Source organism: Mediterraneibacter gnavus ATCC 29149 (assembly GCF_008121495.1).
In the GTDB taxonomy this organism is placed as follows: Bacteria; Bacillota; Clostridia; order Lachnospirales; family Lachnospiraceae; genus Mediterraneibacter; species Mediterraneibacter gnavus.
On record NZ_CP043051.1, the window covers coordinates 720327 to 738726 of the forward strand.

At 43.5% G+C, this 18400-nt stretch carries 18 protein-coding genes and 1 other annotated feature; of the genes, 5 read left to right on the top strand and 13 right to left on the bottom strand.

Annotated features, from left to right (window positions below; genetic code table 11):
* Nucleotide 1: 1 nt before the first annotated feature.
* From rpoB to rpmG, 8 genes are all read right to left on the bottom strand, one after another.
* Nucleotides 2-3859: a DNA-directed RNA polymerase subunit beta gene (gene rpoB, locus FXV78_RS03570; RefSeq protein WP_004842386.1), complete on the bottom strand. Its 3858-nt coding sequence runs from the start codon at nucleotides 3857-3859 to the stop codon at nucleotides 2-4.
* A gap of 280 nt (nucleotides 3860-4139) precedes the next feature.
* Nucleotides 4140-4517: a 50S ribosomal protein L7/L12 gene (gene rplL / locus FXV78_RS03575; protein WP_009245166.1), complete on the bottom strand. Its 378-nt coding sequence runs from the start codon at nucleotides 4515-4517 to the stop codon at nucleotides 4140-4142.
* 109 nt (nucleotides 4518-4626) lie between these two features.
* The gene (gene rplJ, locus FXV78_RS03580) at nucleotides 4627-5172 is read right to left on the bottom strand and encodes a 50S ribosomal protein L10 (RefSeq protein WP_004842382.1); all 546 of its coding nucleotides are present in this window, start codon (nucleotides 5170-5172) and stop codon (nucleotides 4627-4629) included.
* 34 nt (nucleotides 5173-5206) lie between these two features.
* Nucleotides 5207-5343: a sequence feature (ribosomal protein L10 leader region), on the bottom strand.
* A gap of 35 nt (nucleotides 5344-5378) precedes the next feature.
* Entirely contained in the window at nucleotides 5379-6071 is a 693-nt protein-coding gene (gene rplA / locus FXV78_RS03585; protein WP_004842379.1) for a 50S ribosomal protein L1, read from the bottom strand.
* A 158-nt stretch (nucleotides 6072-6229) separates the two neighbouring features.
* Nucleotides 6230-6655, bottom strand: coding sequence for a 50S ribosomal protein L11 (gene rplK, locus FXV78_RS03590; RefSeq protein WP_004842377.1), 426 nt, complete (start codon nucleotides 6653-6655; stop codon nucleotides 6230-6232).
* 53 nt (nucleotides 6656-6708) lie between these two features.
* Complete coding sequence (gene nusG / locus FXV78_RS03595) at nucleotides 6709-7227, bottom strand: transcription termination/antitermination protein NusG (protein ID WP_004842375.1); 519 nt, start codon at nucleotides 7225-7227, stop codon at nucleotides 6709-6711.
* A 26-nt stretch (nucleotides 7228-7253) separates the two neighbouring features.
* A complete protein-coding gene (gene secE / locus FXV78_RS03600) occupies nucleotides 7254-7463 on the bottom strand; it encodes a preprotein translocase subunit SecE (RefSeq protein ID WP_004842372.1) in 210 nt (69 codons plus the stop codon).
* 21 nt (nucleotides 7464-7484) lie between these two features.
* The gene (gene rpmG, locus FXV78_RS03605; RefSeq protein ID WP_004842370.1) at nucleotides 7485-7634 is read right to left on the bottom strand and encodes a 50S ribosomal protein L33; all 150 of its coding nucleotides are present in this window, start codon (nucleotides 7632-7634) and stop codon (nucleotides 7485-7487) included.
* A 378-nt stretch (nucleotides 7635-8012) separates the two neighbouring features.
* On the opposite strand from rpmG, the gene pckA reads away from it, so the two are divergent.
* The 5 genes from pckA (at nucleotide 8013) to FXV78_RS03630 (ending at nucleotide 14655) form a co-directional block, all read left to right on the top strand.
* Nucleotides 8013-9617, top strand: coding sequence for a phosphoenolpyruvate carboxykinase (ATP) (gene pckA / locus FXV78_RS03610; RefSeq protein ID WP_004842366.1), 1605 nt, complete (start codon nucleotides 8013-8015; stop codon nucleotides 9615-9617).
* A gap of 227 nt (nucleotides 9618-9844) precedes the next feature.
* A complete protein-coding gene (hypB, locus tag FXV78_RS03615; RefSeq protein WP_004842365.1) occupies nucleotides 9845-10531 on the top strand; it encodes a hydrogenase nickel incorporation protein HypB in 687 nt (228 codons plus the stop codon).
* Nucleotides 10528-13224: an FAD-dependent oxidoreductase gene (locus FXV78_RS03620; RefSeq protein ID WP_004842363.1), complete on the top strand. Its 2697-nt coding sequence runs from the start codon at nucleotides 10528-10530 to the stop codon at nucleotides 13222-13224. The genes hypB and FXV78_RS03620 overlap by 4 nt, the downstream gene beginning before the upstream one ends.
* Nucleotides 13225-13235: 11 nt before the next feature.
* Nucleotides 13236-13580, top strand: coding sequence for a hydrogenase maturation nickel metallochaperone HypA (locus FXV78_RS03625; RefSeq protein ID WP_004842360.1), 345 nt, complete (start codon nucleotides 13236-13238; stop codon nucleotides 13578-13580).
* A 25-nt stretch (nucleotides 13581-13605) separates the two neighbouring features.
* Complete coding sequence (locus FXV78_RS03630) at nucleotides 13606-14655, top strand: DUF5692 family protein (RefSeq protein ID WP_039959598.1); 1050 nt, start codon at nucleotides 13606-13608, stop codon at nucleotides 14653-14655.
* A 50-nt stretch (nucleotides 14656-14705) separates the two neighbouring features.
* Here the strand turns inward: FXV78_RS03630 and FXV78_RS03635 are convergent, their stop codons facing one another.
* From FXV78_RS03635 to FXV78_RS03655, 5 genes are all read right to left on the bottom strand, one after another.
* Entirely contained in the window at nucleotides 14706-15800 is a 1095-nt protein-coding gene (locus FXV78_RS03635) for a helix-turn-helix domain-containing protein (protein ID WP_009245175.1), read from the bottom strand.
* Between the two features lie 120 nt (nucleotides 15801-15920).
* Nucleotides 15921-16352, bottom strand: coding sequence for a DUF2383 domain-containing protein (locus FXV78_RS03640; RefSeq protein ID WP_009245176.1), 432 nt, complete (start codon nucleotides 16350-16352; stop codon nucleotides 15921-15923).
* 69 nt (nucleotides 16353-16421) lie between these two features.
* Nucleotides 16422-16967 (bottom strand): biotin transporter BioY, encoded by a 546-nt coding sequence (locus FXV78_RS03645; RefSeq protein ID WP_004842351.1) that lies wholly within the window; start codon nucleotides 16965-16967, stop codon nucleotides 16422-16424.
* Nucleotides 16968-17316: 349 nt separating this feature from the next.
* Nucleotides 17317-17706, bottom strand: a complete 390-nt coding sequence (locus FXV78_RS03650; RefSeq protein ID WP_009245178.1) for a transposase — start codon at nucleotides 17704-17706, stop codon at nucleotides 17317-17319.
* 137 nt (nucleotides 17707-17843) lie between these two features.
* Nucleotides 17844-18248: a winged helix-turn-helix transcriptional regulator gene (locus FXV78_RS03655; RefSeq protein WP_009245180.1), complete on the bottom strand. Its 405-nt coding sequence runs from the start codon at nucleotides 18246-18248 to the stop codon at nucleotides 17844-17846.
* Nucleotides 18249-18400: the final 152 nt, after the last annotated feature.

The following is an 18400-nucleotide window of genomic DNA, read 5'->3' on the forward strand; positions in this document are numbered from 1 at the left end:
CCTATTCTTCATCATCCATGAATTCATCAAATTCCAATTCCATATCAGGAGCGAAATCCTCTTCCTCCTGTGGTTCTACGTTCTCCAGTTCTTCCCCGACGAATTCCTGCTCTGTAAATCCATGTGCTCCGAAAGATTCTTTTTCATCGCGGTATTTCTTTCCTTCGATGATCGAGCGCAGGTCTGTCTCGCCGTAATCTACAGCCTCCATGATTTCCACTTCTGTGTTGTCATCACGAAGTACACGCACATCCAAGGCAAGGGACTGAAGCTCTTTGAGCAGTACCTTGAAGGACTCAGGAATACCTGGTTCCGGAATGTTCTCTCCTTTGATGATTGCTTCGTATGTCTTGACACGTCCTACAACATCATCGGATTTGACTGTCAGGATCTCCTGCAGTGTATAAGATGCACCGTAGGCCTCTAAAGCCCAAACCTCCATCTCTCCGAAACGCTGTCCACCGAACTGAGCTTTACCACCCAGCGGCTGCTGTGTTACCAGTGAGTAAGGACCTGTTGAACGTGCATGGATCTTATCATCTACCAGATGATGAAGTTTTAAGTAATGCATGTGTCCAATTGTTACCGGGCTGTCAAAATATTCTCCGGTACGTCCGTCACGCAGGCGTACTTTACCGTCTCTTGAAAGCGGTACTCCTTTCCACAGCGCTCTGTGTTCACGATTGTCAGACAGATACTGAAGCACTTCCGGAAGTAATTCCTCTCCGTGTTTCTTTTCAAAGTCTTCCCATTCCATATTTACATAATCATTTGCCAGATCCAGCGTATCCATGATGTCATTCTCGTTTGCTCCGCCGAATACCGGTGTTGCAACATTAAAGCCAAGTGCTTTTGCTGCAAGACTTAAGTGGATCTCGAGCACCTGCCCGATATTCATACGGGAAGGCACACCCAGTGGGTTCAGCACGATATCCAGAGGACGTCCATTTGGAAGATATGGCATATCTTCTACCGGAAGCACTCTGGAGACAACACCCTTGTTACCATGACGTCCGGCCATCTTATCACCAACAGAAATTTTTCTCTTCTGTGCGATATAGATGCGTACGGACTGGTTTACTCCAGGTGAAAGTTCGTCTCCGTTCTCTCTTGTAAATACTTTTGCGTCTACGATAATACCATATTCACCGTGCGGTACCTTCAGAGAAGTATCTCTTACTTCACGTGCTTTTTCGCCAAAGATCGCGCGAAGCAGTCTCTCTTCTGCTGTCAGCTCTGTCTCTCCCTTCGGAGTTACCTTTCCGACCAGAATATCTCCTGCACGTACTTCTGCACCGATACGGATGATACCTCTCTCATCCAGATCTTTGAGTGCATCGTCACCGACACCAGGGATATCTCTTGTAATCTCCTCAGGTCCCAGTTTTGTATCTCTTGCTTCTGCTTCATATTCTTCGATATGAACAGATGTATAAACGTCTTCTGCAACGAGACGCTCGCTTAACAGAACAGCATCCTCGTAGTTGTAACCTTCCCATGTCATGAAACCGATCAGCGGGTTCTTTCCAAGAGCCATCTCTCCATTGGATGTAGACGGTCCGTCTGCGATCACCTGTCCGGCTTCCACACGTTCTCCCTTGTCTACGATCGGCACCTGATTGTAGCAGTTGCTCTGGTTACTTCTTAAGAATTTTGTCAGTTTATATGTTTTCTTTGTTCCATCGTCATGTTTGATCGTAATGCTTGTAGATGTAGAGCTCTCTACCACACCAGCTCTCTCTGCAACCATACATACACCGGAGTCTACCGCTGCTTTTACTTCCATACCTGTTCCGACTGCCGGAGCTTCTGTTGTAAGAAGCGGCACTGCCTGACGCTGCATGTTGGATCCCATCAGCGCACGGTTGGCATCGTCATTCTCAAGGAATGGGATCAATGCTGTCGCAACAGAGAATACCATCTGCGGAGACACGTCCATATAATCAAATTTGCTTCTCTCATATTCCTGTGTCTCTTCACGATAACGACCGGATACATTCTTATGCAGGAAGTGTCCTTCCTCATCCAGTGGTGTATTCGCCTGTGCTACATGATAGTTGTCCTCTTCATCTGCTGTCATATACACAACATCTTCTGTAACGATCGGGTTCATCGGATCTGTTTTGTCAATCTTACGATATGGAGCTTCAATGAATCCATATTCGTTGATTCTCGCATAAGTTGCAAGCGAGTTGATCAGACCGATGTTCGGACCTTCAGGTGTCTCGATCGGACACATTCTTCCATAGTGAGAATAGTGAACGTCACGGACCTCAAATCCTGCACGGTCTCTGGAAAGACCACCAGGTCCAAGTGCAGACAGACGTCTCTTGTGAGTCAGCTCTCCAAGAGGGTTGTTCTGATCCATGAACTGAGACAGCTGAGAAGAACCAAAGAATTCTTTCACGGCTGCAGTCACCGGCTTGATATTGATCAGAGACTGTGGAGAAACTCCGTCCTGATCCTGTGTTGTCATTCTTTCACGAACAACTCTCTCCAGTCTGGACAGACCGATTCTGTACTGATTCTGGAGAAGCTCTCCAACCGCACGGATACGTCTGTTGCCCAGATGATCGATATCATCATCGTTACCCATTCTGTATTCCAGATGGATGTTATAGTTAATAGAAGCTAAAATATCTTCTTTTGTAATATGTTTCGGAATCAGATCATGAATATCTCTCTTGATCAGAGATTTCAGTTCTTCCACATCTCCTGCAGATTCTTCCAGAAGTCCTGCCAGTACAGGGTAGTATACCTGCTCTGTCACTCCGACTTCTTCCGGATCGATATCCACAACTGCCTGCAGATCTACCATCATATTAGACAGAATCTTGATATTGCGGGACTCATCCTCTCCCTCTACCCATACAAACGGAGCACCACTGTTCTGGATCGCATCTGCAATCTCAGCTGTGATCAGAGTTCCTTTTTCTGCAACAATCTCTCCTGTCAGCTCATTCACAACATCCTCTGCCACTTTCTGCCCTTTAATACGGTTTTTCAGTGCCAGTTTTTTGTTGAATTTGTAACGTCCGACTTTTGCAAGATCGTAACGTCTCGGATCAAAGAACATGCTTGTAATCAGACTTTCTGCACTGTCCACTGCAAGCGGCTCTCCCGGACGGATCTTCTTATATAATTCAAGCAGACCTTCCTGATAGTTCTCTGCTGTATCTTTTCCGAAACTTGCAAGGATCTTCGGTTCTTCACCAAACAGGTCAATAATCTCTGCATTTGTTCCGATACCAAGTGCACGGATCAATACTGTGATCGGCACCTTTCTTGTTCTGTCTACACGTACATAGAAAACGTCATTGGAGTCTGTCTCATATTCCAGCCACGCACCGCGGTTTGGAATTACTGTAGAAGAATACAGCTCTTTTCCAAGCTTGTCATGTGCGATTCCATAATAAATTCCCGGTGAACGAACAAGCTGACTTACAATAACTCGTTCAGCACCATTGATCACAAATGTACCTGTCTTTGTCATCAATGGGAGATCCCCCATAAAAATCTCATGTTCGTTGATCTCATCAGTCTCTCTGTTGTAGAGTCTGACTCTCACTTTCAAAGGTGCAGCATAAGTTGCATCACGTTCTTTACACTCTTCAATCGTGTACTTCACGTCATCCTCGCAAAGTGTAAAATCTACAAATTCCAGACTGAAATGACCTGCATAGTCAGAAATCGGAGAAATATCATCAAATACCTCTTTTAATCCTTCATCCAGAAACCACTGATAAGAATCTTTCTGGACTTCGATTAGATTCGGCATCTCTAATACTTCTTTTTGTCTGGAATAGCTCATGCGAGAACTTTTTCCACTTGTGATGGGACGAATTCTGTTTTTCTCCATATGACGTTTCACTCCTCATATATTTTTTTGCGGGCAGCAAGTACCCTCCAATAGGTTCCAGTAAATAGGAAAAGAGCCCTGTGACAATATTTCTCTTCACTTCATGGCATACCTTTCCATAATAGCGCATTTTTAACTATATCACAAAACTCTTTTTTCTGTCAACATATTTTGGTTTATTTTCTCAAAAAACTCTTGACAAGTTTTCTCATCTATGGTATTAACGCAAAAACCGCAGAAGCGTTCATCTTCTGCGGTCTCATCTGGCTTTTATCAGCAATTATTTCAGGTTAACTTCTGCACCTTCTGCTTCTAATTTAGCTTTGATTTCTTCAGCTTCTGCTTTAGAAACACCTTCTTTTACTACCTTAGGAGCTCCGTCAACTACTTCTTTTGCTTCTTTCAGTCCAAGTCCTGTGATCTCACGAACAACTTTGATAACTTTAACTTTAGATGCTCCAGCAGATACTAATTCTACGTCGAACTCATCTTTCTCTTCTGCTGCTCCAGCTCCGTCTCCAGCTGCTGCTGCAACTACAACACCTGCTGCTGCAGAAACACCAAATTCTTCTTCACAAGCTTTTACTAATTCATTTAATTCTAATACTGATAACTCTTTGATCGCTTCGATCATTTCAGCTGTTGTCAATTTAGCCATTTTCATATCCTCCATATTCATTGATATTCTGATTATTTTTATACTCTGCCGTACATCATACGGCTACCCCATAAAGGCATATCCTGCCGGGTATAAAATGTAATTCCAATTACTCTGCTGTTGTCTCAGCTGCTTCCTCTGCAGGAGCTTCAGCTGTCTCTGCAACTGCTTCGCCATCTTTTTCTGCGATCTGTTTGATAACGCGAGCGAAGTTTGTAATTGGTGACTGCATACTTCCAAGTAATCTGGAAAGCAATACTTCTCTGGATGGAATCTTAGCCAGTTCTGAAAGTGCTGCCACATCATAAACTGTTCCTTCCACTACACCACCTTTTAATTCAAGCTTGTCTGCTCCTTTTGCAAACTCGCAAAGAATTCTTGCTGGTGCTGTTGCATCTTCTTTAGAAATTGCAATCGCGCTTGGTCCTTCCAGACATCCTTCAAGACCTTCGAATTCAGTTCCTTCGAATGCTCTCTTCATCATAGTGTTCTTATATACTCTGTAAGTAACACCTGCTTCTCTGAGCTTTTTACGAAGTTCTGTATCCTGAGCAACTGTCAGTCCGCGGTAATCTACGAGAACAACTGACTGAGCTCCTTTCAGTTCTTCTGAAATCGCCTCAACGATTGGCTGTTTTAATTCTACTTTTGCCATGTTCGGTACACCTCCTTATTTTATTGTGCGTGTACTGCCAAAATAAAAACCTCTGTATCCAAAGACACAGAGGTTTACAAATCCGAAATTGAATTCGCATACTTCCTCGGCAGGCGTTTTCTCCTTATGCCTTACGGCACCTGCTGTCTTCGGCAGTCAATTGCTATATTATAATAGCACTTTATATTGTCAATGTCAACAGTTTTTTAAACCAGTTTCATTGGGTTGATTTTTACACCAGGTCCCATTGTAGATGTCAGTGTTACGCTCTTTAAGTACTGACCTTTTACTGCTGCCGGTTTAGCTTTGTTGATTGCATCGATAAGCGTCTGGAAGTTGTCCGCTAACTGTTCTTCAGTAAATGAAGCTTTTCCAATCGGCACATGGATAATGTTTGTTTTGTCCAATCTGTACTCAATCTTACCAGCTTTGATATCGTTGATTGCTTTTGTTACGTCCATTGTAACTGTTCCGGCTTTCGGGTTTGGCATCAGACCTTTTGGTCCAAGTACACGTCCGAGACGTCCAACAACACCCATCATGTCAGGTGTAGCAACAACAACATCGAATTCAAACCATCCTTCGTTCTGGATCTTTGGAATCAGATCCTCTGCTCCTACGTAATCTGCTCCGGCTGCTTTTGCTTCTTCTGCTTTTGCATCTTTTGCAAATACAAGGATACGAACTTTTTTACCAGTTCCGTGAGGAAGCACTACTGCTCCACGGATCTGCTGGTCAGCGTGACGTCCGTCACAACCTGTTCTGATGTGAGCTTCGATTGTCTCGTCAAATTTAGCTACTGCTGATTTTTTCACTAATGCAACTGCTTCTGCTTTCTCGTAAAGATTTCCTCTTTCGATCAGTTTTGCAGCTTCGATATATTTCTTTCCTCGTTTCATTTCAAATAACCTCCTTGTGGTATTGGCGGGAACGTGCCCCTCCCACTTTTTCGTGAATTTACATATAACATAGATTGTCTCTTCCTCCTTTTCGAAGACACCGAAAAGAATTGTTCAGACTTTCTTAAATCTCTGCTTTTTTATCTGGCAGTTATCTCTTACTCTTCAACCACTACACCCATAGAACGGCATGTTCCTGCCACCATGCTCATAGCTGCTTCTACTGTTGCAGCATTTAAGTCTGGCATTTTCATCTCAGCGATTTCCTGAAGCTGAGCTTTTGTGATTGTTGCAACTTTTGTTTTGTTCGGCACACCGGAACCTGATTTCAGGTTACATGCTTTCTTAATAAGAACTGCTGCCGGTGGAGTCTTTGTAACGAAGCTAAAGCTTCTGTCATTGTAAACTGTGATAACAACAGGAATAATCAGGTCACCCTGGTCTGCTGTTCTGGCATTGAACTGTTTTGTAAATTCAACGATATTTACACCGTGCTGTCCAAGTGCAGGACCTACCGGTGGTGCTGGAGTTGCTTTACCAGCTGGAATCTGTAATTTAATATATCCTTCTACTTTTTTTGCCATTTTTCATTACCTCCTTGTGGTATTGGCGGGATTTTCATCCCTCCCACGGTTTTTTAATCCATCTTTCTTACTTCTGAGAAATTCAGTTCAACCGGAGTCTCTCGGCCGAACAGCTCTACATTGATCGACAGGCTCTGTTTCTGTTCGTTGATCGCCTGGATCATACCAACAGTACCTTCCCATGCTCCGCTCAATACGGTCACTGTATCGCCAACCTCGAAGTCAACTACGATGTCTTCCTGTTTGATTCCCAGATTTGCCATTTCCTCTTCTTCCAGCGGAACCGGCTTGGATCCAGGTCCGACAAATCCTGTCACACCTCTGGTATTTCTTACGACATACCAGGTATCATCATTCATGATCATATGGATCAGGACATACCCAGGAAACATCTTCTTCTGACTTGCTTTCTGAACACCATTCTTTAATTCCACGACTTCCTGCATCGGAACTCTGACTTCAAGAATCTGGTCCTCCAGGTGACGGTTCTCAATTGTCTTATCAATGTTTGCTTTTACTTTGTTTTCATACCCGGAATAAGTATGAACTACATACCATTTTGCATCTGACATAAAATCACCTTTCCGCTTCTGACCAGCTATTTTATCAGAAAGTCAATCCCATATTTCATCAGTACATCGATCACAGAGATCAATGCGCCCATCAATACAGAAACGATTACAACTGCAGCTGTCTGCTTTGCAAGTGTGTTCTTATCCGGCCAGACAATCTTTTTAAATTCGGCCTTCATTCCTTTAAACCAGCTTGACTTCTGAGCTTTTTCTGCTTTTCCTGTCTTTCCACTCATACATCCACTTCCTTCCAACGATTATTTCGTTTCTTTGTGCAGTGTGTGTGATTTACAGAATTTGCAGTACTTCTTTGTCTCCATACGGTCCGGATGTGTTTTCTTATCCTTAGTCATGTTGTAGTTACGATTCTTGCATTCCGTACATTCCAATGTGATTCTTGTGCGCACAACTTCCACCTCGCTTTTTATTTACTTTTTACATGTTACTTTGATGGCTGCGACCCCATCTAATTTTAGGCATAAAAAAAAGACCTACTTCCATTCGCCAGAAAATTGTATCATATGGCAATAGGGAAGTCAAGGTGTTTCTTCTTTCAATTTACATATGAAAATTTATGAAAATTTATATACACTGAAAACTCTTCCTATTTTAAATACCCTGATTTTCTTTTTTGGAGAAATACTTTTCCCTCTGTCATTCAATATTTTATCGTTTTTTTATTGATTTTGTCCATCAAATATGTATAATTGTGGTAGGGATATTGCTATGTCTGCATTTGCAGTTCATTGCATTATTACTATATAAGAAAAGAGGTTTAACGTAACATGGCACAGATTGATTTAACCAAGTATGGCATTACTGGAACTACAGAAATTGTGTACAATCCTTCTTACGAGACATTATTTGAAGAAGAGACAAAACCTGAACTGGAAGGTTTTGAAAAAGGTCAGGAAAGTGAACTCGGTGCAGTAAACGTAATGACTGGAGTATATACAGGACGTTCACCTAAAGACAAATTCATTGTAATGGATGAGAACTCTAAAGATACTGTATGGTGGACTTCTGATGAATATAAGAACGATAACCACCCGGCTTCTGAAGAAGCATGGTCTACAGTAAAAGACATCGCATTGAAAGAACTCTCTAACAAGAGACTGTTCGTTGTAGATGCATTCTGCGGAGCTAACAAAGATACACGTATGGCAATCCGTTTCATCGTTGAGGTTGCTTGGCAGGCACACTTTGTTACAAACATGTTCATCCAGCCTACAGAAGAAGAATTAAAAGACTTTGAACCAGATTTCGTTGTTTACAACGCTTCTAAAGCAAAAGTTGAAAACTACAAAGAGCTCGGACTTAACTCTGAGACAGCTGTTATGTTCAACATCACAAGCCGTGAGCAAGTTATCGTAAACACATGGTACGGCGGAGAGATGAAAAAAGGTATGTTCTCTATGATGAACTACTACCTGCCGCTGAAAGGTATCGCTTCTATGCACTGTTCTGCAAACACAGACATGAACGGAGAGAACACAGCACTCTTCTTCGGACTTTCAGGAACAGGTAAGACAACACTCTCTACAGATCCGAAACGTCTTCTGATCGGTGATGACGAGCACGGATGGGATGACAACGGAGTATTCAACTTTGAAGGCGGATGCTACGCAAAAGTTATCAACCTTGACAAAGAATCTGAGCCGGACATCTACAATGCAATCAGACGTGACGCTCTTCTTGAGAACGTAACTCTGGATGCAGAAGGAAAGATCGACTTTAATGACAAGAGTGTTACAGAAAATACTCGTGTATCTTACCCGATCAACCACATCGAGAACATCGTACGTCCGGTTTCTTCTGCACCGGCAGCTAAGAATGTAATCTTCCTGTCTGCAGATGCATTCGGAGTACTTCCTCCGGTATCTGTTCTGACACCAGAGCAGGCTGAATACTACTTCCTGTCTGGATTCACAGCAAAACTTGCTGGTACAGAACGTGGAATCACAGAGCCTACACCAACATTCTCAGCTTGCTTCGGACAGGCATTCTTAGAGCTGCATCCTACAAAATATGCAGAAGAACTTGTTAAGAAAATGGAAGCAAACGGAGCAAAAGCATACCTGGTGAACACAGGATGGAACGGAACAGGAAAACGTATCTCTATCAAAGATACTCGCGGTATCATCGATGCAATCTTAAACGGAGACATCGTAAATGCACCTACTAAGAAGATCCCATTCTTCAACTTCGAAGTACCAACAGAGCTTCCAGGTGTAGATACAAACATTCTTGACCCACGTGACACTTATGCAGATGCTTCTGAGTGGGAGACAAAAGCAAAAGATCTTGCACAGAGATTTGTTAAGAACTTTGCTAAATACGAAGGAAATGAAGCTGGAAAAGCTTTAGTTTCTGCTGGTCCGGAAGTTTAATTTCTAATTTTCATAAAATCAGAGCCAAAGTAAACGCAATGATTGCGTGAGCTTTGGCTCTTTTTATTTTACTCAACACTTCGTCTATATCATGTTGTATTTGTCTTATTTTTCTTTCTTAGAAAGTTAATTCTTATACATTGTGTCCAAAAAACATTTAACTTTCTTTTAGTTCTGCTTTACACTTTATTTATACTTTTTTAATATTTAAAGGACTGGAGAGGATTATGTACAAAGTTTATGAAATCAAACAGCGTGTCTTCGCTGACAATGACCTGGAAGCAGATAAAGTGCGGACAGAATTAAAAAAAGACAAAACATTTCTTTTAAATCTGATGTCGTCTCCCGGAGCAGGGAAGACCACCACTCTGACTAAAACAATAGATGCTATGAAACATGATTTTCGCATCGGAGTCATGGAAGCTGACATTGACAGCGCTGTAGATGCAGATACGATCAGCGAAACCGGAGCCAAAGTCATTCAGCTGCACACAGGGGGAATGTGTCATCTGGATGCAGATATGACAAGGCAAGGGCTTTTGGAGCTGGATACCAGTGATGTAGATCTTGCCATTTTGGAAAATGTGGGCAACCTGGTCTGTCCTGCAGAATTTGACACAGGCGCTGTGAAAAATGCCATGATCTTAAGTGTTCCGGAAGGAGACGATAAACCACTGAAATATCCACTGATGTTTCAGGTATGCCAGTGCCTTCTGATCAACAAGATCGATGTTCTTCCTTACTTTGACTTTGATCTGGAAGAATGTAAAAAGCGGGTACTGAAGCTGAATCCGGATATGAAGATCATCCCGATCTCTGCCCGCACCGGGGAGGGCATGGACGAATGGATCGACTGGCTGAAAGAAGAAACCAGTTCCTGGAATGAATCAAATGAAAAAGGAGTAAAGGAATGAAAGAAGAACGTAAACTGATCCTGAAGCTGGGACAGATGATCACTGACCGTGTCGGTGTGAAAGTCACAGTGGAGGATCCCGAGTATTGGGGACTCGCGGAAGTTCTGACTGATGAAATGGCAGAGGTCTGTCTTTCCATGAAGGTCAGAAAACCAATGACACTGGAACAGATTGCCCGAAAATCCGGCAAAGATCCAGAACGTGTGCAAAAGTTGCTGGATGAAATGTCCGTGATCGGCATGATCGAATATAACTGGGAGAACGCCGACCATCATAAGCAGTATGTCCTGCCGATGTTTGTTCCCGGCTGCGCAGAATTTATGATGATGAATGACAAGCAGGTGGAAGAACACCCGATTCTGGCAGATTTCTTTGAAAATATGTCCAGACTGCCTCTGGAAAAGGTCACACCAATGGTACCGCCGGGAGGCTCCGGAATCGGAATGCATGTCATTCCTGTAGAAAAGGCAATTCCTGCAAAGCAGGAATCCGCAAGTGTGGAGCATATCCCCCACTGGCTGAAAAAATATCAGGACAAATATGCAGTCGGCGCCTGTTCCTGCCGCCGTCAGCAACGCGTGCGTGGCGAAGGCTGCGGCGAAATCGAAGGAGATCTGTGCATCGGTGTCGGTGATATGGCAGATTATCTGGTAGAAACAGGAAAAGGCCATTACATCACACAGGAGGAAGTTCTGGAAATTCTGGAGCGCGCCGAGAGAAACGGATTTGTACATCAAATCACCAATATTGACGGGGAAGATAAGATCTTCGCCATCTGCAACTGTGCACCTGGTGTCTGCAATGCACTGCGTACATCTCAGTTGTTCAACACACCGAATATGTCCCGCTCTGCCTACCGTGCCCATGTGGAAGCAGGCAAATGCGTTGCCTGTGGTCAGTGTGTGGAGGTCTGTTCAGTAGGCGCTGCCAAACTTGGGCAGAAGCTGTGTACAAAACAAGGCGAGATTTCCTATCCGAAATCCCTGCTTCCGGATACGGAAAAATGGGGACCGGACAAATGGGCTCCGGATTACCGGGATCATGCCAAAATCAACTGCTATGACACCGGTACATCTCCTTGTAAGACTGCCTGTCCTGCTCATCTTCCCGTACAGGGCTATATTAAGATGGCGGCTGAGGGACGCTATCTTGACGCATTAAAACTGATCAAGACCGAAAACCCGTTCCCTGCAGTCTGCGGTGCAATCTGTAACCGCCGCTGTGAGGATGCATGTACCCGAGCGACCATTGATCAGGCTGTTGCTATTGATGAGATCAAGCGGTTTATCGCAGAACAGGAGTTAAAGGAAAATACCCGCTTTGTTCCGCTTTGCGAGAATCATGAAGGAAAACAATTCACTCAGAAAATTGCCGTGATCGGTGCCGGTCCTGCCGGAATGTCCGCCGCCTACTATCTGCGTACAAAAGGATACCCGGTTACGATTTTTGAAAAAGAATCCCGTGCAGGTGGTATGCTGATGAATGGAATCCCACCCTTCCGTCTGGAAAAATCAGTAATTGAAGCAGAAATTGACATTTTAAAACAAATGGGAATTGAATTCCGTTACAACGTGGAAATCGGCAAAGATATCACGATCCCTGAACTCCGTGCACAGGGATATCAGGCGTTTTATATTGCGATCGGTGCACAGGGCGGACGAAAAACCGGAATCCCGGGGGAAGATGCGAAAGGCGTGACAACCGGTGTGGAATTTTTACGCAGTGTAAACCTGAATGAAGATTCTGTTCATCTGAATGGCCGTACTGTGGTGATCGGCGGCGGAAACGTTGCCATCGACGTTGCAAGGACCGCGCTTCGTACCGGAAGTGAGCTTGTCTCCATGTACTGTCTGGAATCCGAGGCAGAAATGCCGGCAGCCCGTGATGAAGTAGAAGAGGCAAAAGAAGAAGATATCCAGATTCAGTGCGGATGGGGACCAAAAGAAATCCTCACTGAAAACGGAGCTGTAACAGGTATCGTGTTGAAAAAATGTATCTCTGTATTTGATGAAAATCACAGATTTGCTCCGGTCTATGATGAGAATGACTGTATCACCTTGGAATGTGAAAATGTACTGCTCTCCATCGGGCAGACGATCCTCTGGGGCAATCTGCTCAAAGACACAAAAGTGGAACTTCGTCCAAACCAGACCGCACAGGCAGATCCTGTCACCTACCAGACTGCAGAACCTGATATTTTTGTCGGCGGTGATGTCTTTACCGGGCCGAAATTCGCCATTGATGCGATTGCTGCCGGAAAACAGGGCTGCGTATCTATCCACCGCTTTGTACATAAAGGCCACTCGCTGACACTTGGCCGTGATCTCCGTCAGTTTGTCGAGCTTGATAAAAGCAACCTTGACATCGAAGAATTTGACACGGCCAAAAGACAGATACCGGGTAAAAAATCCGGAATCGCAAAAGAAACCTTCCGCGATCTGCGTTCTTCTCTCACAGAAGAACAAGTCAAGATCGAAGCTGGCCGCTGTCTCGGATGCGGAGCTTCTGTCGTGGATGAAAATAAATGCATCGGCTGCGGACTCTGTACCACAAAATGCGAGTTTGATGCCATCCATTTAAGCCGGGATCTTCCTGAGGCAAGCCGGATGCGTACTGCAGAAGACAAGCTAAATGGAATCCTTCCTTATGCAGCCAAACGTGCCATTAAGATCAAACTGAAAAAGAAATCATAAAGGAACACATTATGCATGAGTTGGGAATTATTGTTCACATTACAAAAACGCTTCAAAATGTTGCAAAGGAAAACAATTTAAGCGAAATCGGCTCTGTCACTCTGGAAATCGGGGAAGTGAGCACAATCGTCCCTGATTACCTGACAGACTGCTGGAAATACTACCGCAAAAAATTTCCGCTGATCGAACATTCAGAACTGAAAATCGAGATACTCCCTGCCACTACTTACTGTGAGGATTGCCGCCAGACGTATCCTACAGTGGAATTCGGCAGACAGTGCCCATATTGTAAAAGCCCGAACACGTATCTCGTGTGCGGAGATGAATGTAATATCAAGGAAATTGAAGCACAATAAAAGGAATGAAAAGAGGAAAAAGATTATGTTATTTCATGTTTACGGTGAAAACGCCCTGCCGCAGTGGATCGCGATGCTTGGCGTACTCGCTGCACTGATTCTGTTAAACGAAGTTTCCAGACGGACCAAAGCCGGCGGTATTTTAATGTTTTTTGTCATCCCGGCTATTTTGACTGTTTATTTTATTGCAATTGCCGTCGGGGCAAAAACAGGAGCTTCCTGGGCACTCAATAACCAGACATATCTATATATGAATGGATGGTTCCACTACGCCAAGCTTTATGCCGCACTTGCAGGATGTATCGGATTTATGATGATCAAATATGAATGGGGAATCGGAAAAGCTCACTGGTTCAAAGCGTATCCGTTTGCAATCGTTGCCATCAATATTCTGATCGCCGTTGCAAGTGATTTTGAATCTGCCATCAACGGATGGTATTCCTGGTGGCTGTCCTCTGAAGATGTATGGCTGTACGGAGGATGGCACAACGTATTTAACGGAATTGCCGGAATCATCAATATTTTGTGTATGACCGGATGGTGGGCTGTCTACACATCCAAAGACAAAAAAGACATGATCTGGCCGGATATGATCTGGGTTTACATCCTGGTCTATGATGTATGGAATTTCGCCTATACCTACAACTGTCTGCCGACACATTCCTGGTTCTGCGGCGTTGCACTTCTGCTTGCACCGACAATCGCAGCACTGCTCTGGAACAAAGGCGGCTGGATCATGAACCGTGCCAACACGCTTTGTATCTGGTGTATGTTCGCGCAGGTATTCCCTCTGTTCCAGGAGACATTCTCTGACGGAACACAGGTATTCCCATGGGCAACCATTCCAAAACTGTATGCTGACGGTACTTTAAACGGAATCACTGCCGGCGGAAGCACAAATGCAGATCCGACCATGATGACGATTGTCAGTCTCCTTGCACTGATCGTAAATATTGTAGCATTTATTTACATTATAAGAACTGCAAGAAAGAAGAAAAAGAATCCTTACAAAGAAGAAATCTTTACAGATTTCAAATACTACAAGGATGCAGCTGCAAGAGCTGAGATTAAATAAGAAACAAGGTCGCCCCGCAAAAGCTCTCTTCCACTTTTGCGGGGCGAATTTTATCTGCTTTTTTCCAGTTCCTTTTGAATTTTTTCTACCATTTCCCGATACACATCTTCCGCTCTTAATTCTGCATATACGTCCTCTGTCTCCAACAGCCACAGAAGATTTTCCAGTAGATATCCCCGTTTCGGTGAAGTACTTTCATTCCATTCCAGTTTGTCAAAGTAAATTGGAGTCTCTGTCTTTCTTCCTTGTACAATATTCAGATACCCCATAACCAGATGCTTCAGTTCTGAAAGTGCCTGGTCTTTTTTCCCCTGCTTCACCAGAATTCCAAGTTTCATCTGGGATACCATAACATTGACTCCTCCGAGACGGCTTTCTTCAAATAAGGTCTCCAGCTCCTGTGCGGCATCCAGAAATCGAAACGCCTTTTCATACTCACTTTCTTCTCCGGCAATTTTCGCCAGACTGACCAGAGACAAACCTGCATTGCGGATTTCTTCATACAAACAACGCTGTGTCAGTTTTTCTGATTCTTCCAGTTTTCCCATCTGATACAGGATACTGGACTTCATGCTTCTTGCATCAAAATCCGGCTGCGGCAGTTTTTCTACGGCTTCCAGCCCTTTTTCATATTCCTCATTCATACAGTATAAGCCAGATAAAACATACCATGCCGTCTCGGAAATCTCCGCATTTTCGCTGGCTGTGCTCTCTTCAAACAACGTAATGCTTCGTTCCATCTGCTGCTTCAAAATTTCTTCCTGCAAGCTTGCACCTGCATACTGCATATAAGTCGAAGCTACCCGAAATTTCAGAAATAAGTCTGTCGGAAATTCTTTCAGAAGCTCTTCACAGTACTGCTGTCCTTCTTCCCAGTTTCTTGTCGAAAACAGTGTATCCGCTTTCTCCATCCGCTTCATACATTCTTCTTCCGTCATCTGCTCCTGAAAGTCCAGCAGAACATCCACACTCACGCCCAAAAGCCTTGCCAGTGGGTTTAGGATTGTAATATCCGGATATGTCGTATCCGTCTCCCACTTGGACACTGCTGCCGCTGAAATATTGAGTGCTGCTGCCACCTGTTCCTGCGTCAGTCCTTTTTGCTTTCTAAGATCTTGAATTCGTTTTCCAATTTTCAATTCCATCCATCTGCACCTCTCTTTTCTCTGATCTTTTGCTGCTTTTATTGTATCAAAGAAAAGAAAACTCTCCAATGGATGGAGAGTTAACTTTTGCTGTCAGTTTTTTAACTGTTTATCCTGTTTTTATAAGAATGGTTTCAATTCTTTCATCAGCTGTTCGTCCATATGGAGCAGCTTCTTTGCAAGCGAACGGCTCTCAGAAGACGCCTCTTCATACTCATTGAGAAATTTTCCGATGGACTGGATTCCCATATTACAGCCATCCATCAGAAGCTTCGCAATCTGAGAGCTGTCATCGTGGAGCATCAGCTTCACATCCGTTGTAATCCTGGAAAATGCAGCTGCGGCAGGATGAGGATCCTTTTCTTGTTCTCCATGTTTTTCCAGCAGTCTGCTGATATCTTCCTCCAGTGCTTTATGTTTCTTGTCGTATTCATCCAGCAGCTGATGAAGCTTTTCATCCTTCACAAAATCCCGCACCTGATTCAGGCTGTTGATCGCCATCTTGCAGCCACTGCTGCATTCTTTTAAAAGCTTTCCTGTCTGTTCTTCCATATCATTTCCCCACTTTCCATTACAAATCATGTCTTGTTTATTCTGTCCGAAAGTGCAGATTCTATCCCTTTATCTTACAACAGCACGTCTGATTTTCGGCCCTATAATGCAGGCAATTGCAATTTTTACCAGATCTCCCGGAATATACGGAAATACTCCGACACCAAGTCCTGCCACAAATCCGATATTCAACTGCATAGAAAGCCAGATTGTACCGAAAAGATAACATACGATCGTTCCAAGTACCATTCCAAGAACGGCAAATGACAGTTTTCCTTTAAAATGCTCCACAAAAAATCCGGCGATCACTGTCAAAAACACAAATCCGACCAGATATCCGCCCGTAGGCCCTGCCACTTTTGCCGGACCGCCACTGAAACCGGAAAATACCGGAAGTCCGACCAGACCGATCAACAGGTATACAATATAACTGATGGTACTGAATTTTGTTCCCAGTACAAAAACCGAGAAATACAACACCAGGTTTGTAAATGAGATCGGCACCGGACTGAACGGTAGAGGAATACTTAACGGCCCCAGAATGCAGGTCAGCGCTGTCATCAATGCGATCAGTGTCATTTGTTTCGTTGTGAGAAATTTTGCTTTTGTCTCCATGTGTTTTGTTCTCCTTCTTTACACTCTTGTTCCAGTATACGAAAGAGACGTTCTATTGTCAACCTTTTATTATTGTAAGTTAACATTCGTTCCGGTTGTTTACTCTTGTAACTGTATATGATAGAGCGTGTTTGAAAATTAAAAATGCACAAAACATGTGTTTCTATTGCCTTCTCATGATAGGATAGCTTCCAAGCAAAATCAGACACAGCCTAGGTGGTGTAAGCACCAAGATACATGTGGTAGTGGATTCTTACGACTATCCAATCTACCTGATCCAGCGAATGAAAAGGATTTCAAAGAATTGTAACCAAGTATGATAAATATGCATTCATCTATAGTAATCCTCTTAATTAACGCAAATTCCACATGCGTGAAACCACCATTTACAATCATTCATGCTTATAGTTTCTAAGGCCGCTTTTACAACTTCAGGCAGTTCAGAGGCAACACAGATTTTATTCTTTCTGAGAATAGCTTTCATTTTTGACCACATTTTTTCAATAGGATTTAAATCCGGACTGTATGGCGGCAAATACAGGTAGGAAATACCAGCCTTGTCCAAAAGTTCTGTCACTATTTTGGCATGATGAGAGCGCATATTATCCATAATTACAACATTGCCTTTCTCAAGACTCGGTATCAACTGTTTTTCCATGTATTCACGAAACCGCTGTGCGGTTGTTCCGCCTTGGTACGTAGTATATACCAAACTGCCGTTAAGACGAATGGACGACAAAACGGTGTATTCCTGCAGGCGTGTTTATTGGGGCAGCATCAATGGCACATTTCCCATGTACTGCACGTGCATAGTGTCTTGTGAGGTTTGTATTAATGCCGCTTTCATCAAGATATATCTGATGTTCTGCATTTGCATCAGATATGTTTTCTATCCATGCGCTGCGCTTTGCCTGCACATCGGGGACGCTCCTGTTCTTTTGCATGCAAAGACTTTTTCTTATAAGTATAACCTTGTTTTATCAGAAAACGCCTGACGGCTTTGCTGCCTACAGGCAAATTAAGGCTTTCAATGATTTCCTTCATTGTGATATCAGGCTGTTTCTGCACAAGTTCCAGAATATCTTGGTGCTGCTTTTCTGTAAGGATTGGTTTCCGTCCTCTCAGCTGCGTTCTGGTCTCATAACTGCCAGTGCGTGCACGTTCTTCCACAAGGCGGTATATGGTACTTTGGTTTACTGAAAAATATTTTGCGATCTCCTTGGCATTGTGCGTTTTATCCCAGGCTTCCAATACCAGTTTTCTAGCTTCATTATGTAGCATGTTATCATCTCCTACACTATATTTTATCACCTCTGTAAAGAGCTTGCATTATTTAAGAGGTTTGCTATAAAAAAAGAAAAACAGAGCAACGGATTTCGGTAACAAAGAAATATCTTGATCGTTCAGACAAAAATAACGTTTTCCCTGTCTGT

Bases quoted from the DNA above. Each gene is read 5' to 3' on its own strand.
- rpoB (WP_004842386.1), bottom strand. From the start codon at position 3,859: ATGGAGAAAAACAGAATTCGTCCCATCACAAGTGGAAAAAGTTCTCGC.
- rplA (WP_004842379.1), bottom strand. From the start codon at position 6,071: ATGAAACGAGGAAAGAAATATATCGAAGCTGCAAAACTGATCGAAAGA.
- rplL (WP_009245166.1), bottom strand. From the start codon at position 4,517: ATGGCTAAATTGACAACAGCTGAAATGATCGAAGCGATCAAAGAGTTA.
- hypB (WP_004842365.1), top strand. From the start codon at position 9,845: ATGTACAAAGTTTATGAAATCAAACAGCGTGTCTTCGCTGACAATGAC.
- secE (WP_004842372.1), bottom strand. From the start codon at position 7,463: ATGAGTGGAAAGACAGGAAAAGCAGAAAAAGCTCAGAAGTCAAGCTGG.
- rplK (WP_004842377.1), bottom strand. From the start codon at position 6,655: ATGGCAAAAAAAGTAGAAGGATATATTAAATTACAGATTCCAGCTGGT.
- nusG (WP_004842375.1), bottom strand. From the start codon at position 7,227: ATGTCAGATGCAAAATGGTATGTAGTTCATACTTATTCCGGGTATGAA.
- FXV78_RS03645 (WP_004842351.1), bottom strand. From the start codon at position 16,967: ATGGAGACAAAAGCAAAATTTCTCACAACGAAACAAATGACACTGATC.
- rplJ (WP_004842382.1), bottom strand. From the start codon at position 5,172: ATGGCAAAAGTAGAATTAAAACAGCCAATCGTTGAGGCGATTTCAGAA.
- FXV78_RS03635 (WP_009245175.1), bottom strand. From the start codon at position 15,800: ATGGAATTGAAAATTGGAAAACGAATTCAAGATCTTAGAAAGCAAAAA.
- FXV78_RS03655 (WP_009245180.1), bottom strand. From the start codon at position 18,248: ATGCTACATAATGAAGCTAGAAAACTGGTATTGGAAGCCTGGGATAAA.
- FXV78_RS03640 (WP_009245176.1), bottom strand. From the start codon at position 16,352: ATGGAAGAACAGACAGGAAAGCTTTTAAAAGAATGCAGCAGTGGCTGC.
- FXV78_RS03620 (WP_004842363.1), top strand. From the start codon at position 10,528: ATGAAAGAAGAACGTAAACTGATCCTGAAGCTGGGACAGATGATCACT.
- FXV78_RS03630 (WP_039959598.1), top strand. From the start codon at position 13,606: ATGTTATTTCATGTTTACGGTGAAAACGCCCTGCCGCAGTGGATCGCG.
- pckA (WP_004842366.1), top strand. From the start codon at position 8,013: ATGGCACAGATTGATTTAACCAAGTATGGCATTACTGGAACTACAGAA.
- FXV78_RS03625 (WP_004842360.1), top strand. From the start codon at position 13,236: ATGCATGAGTTGGGAATTATTGTTCACATTACAAAAACGCTTCAAAAT.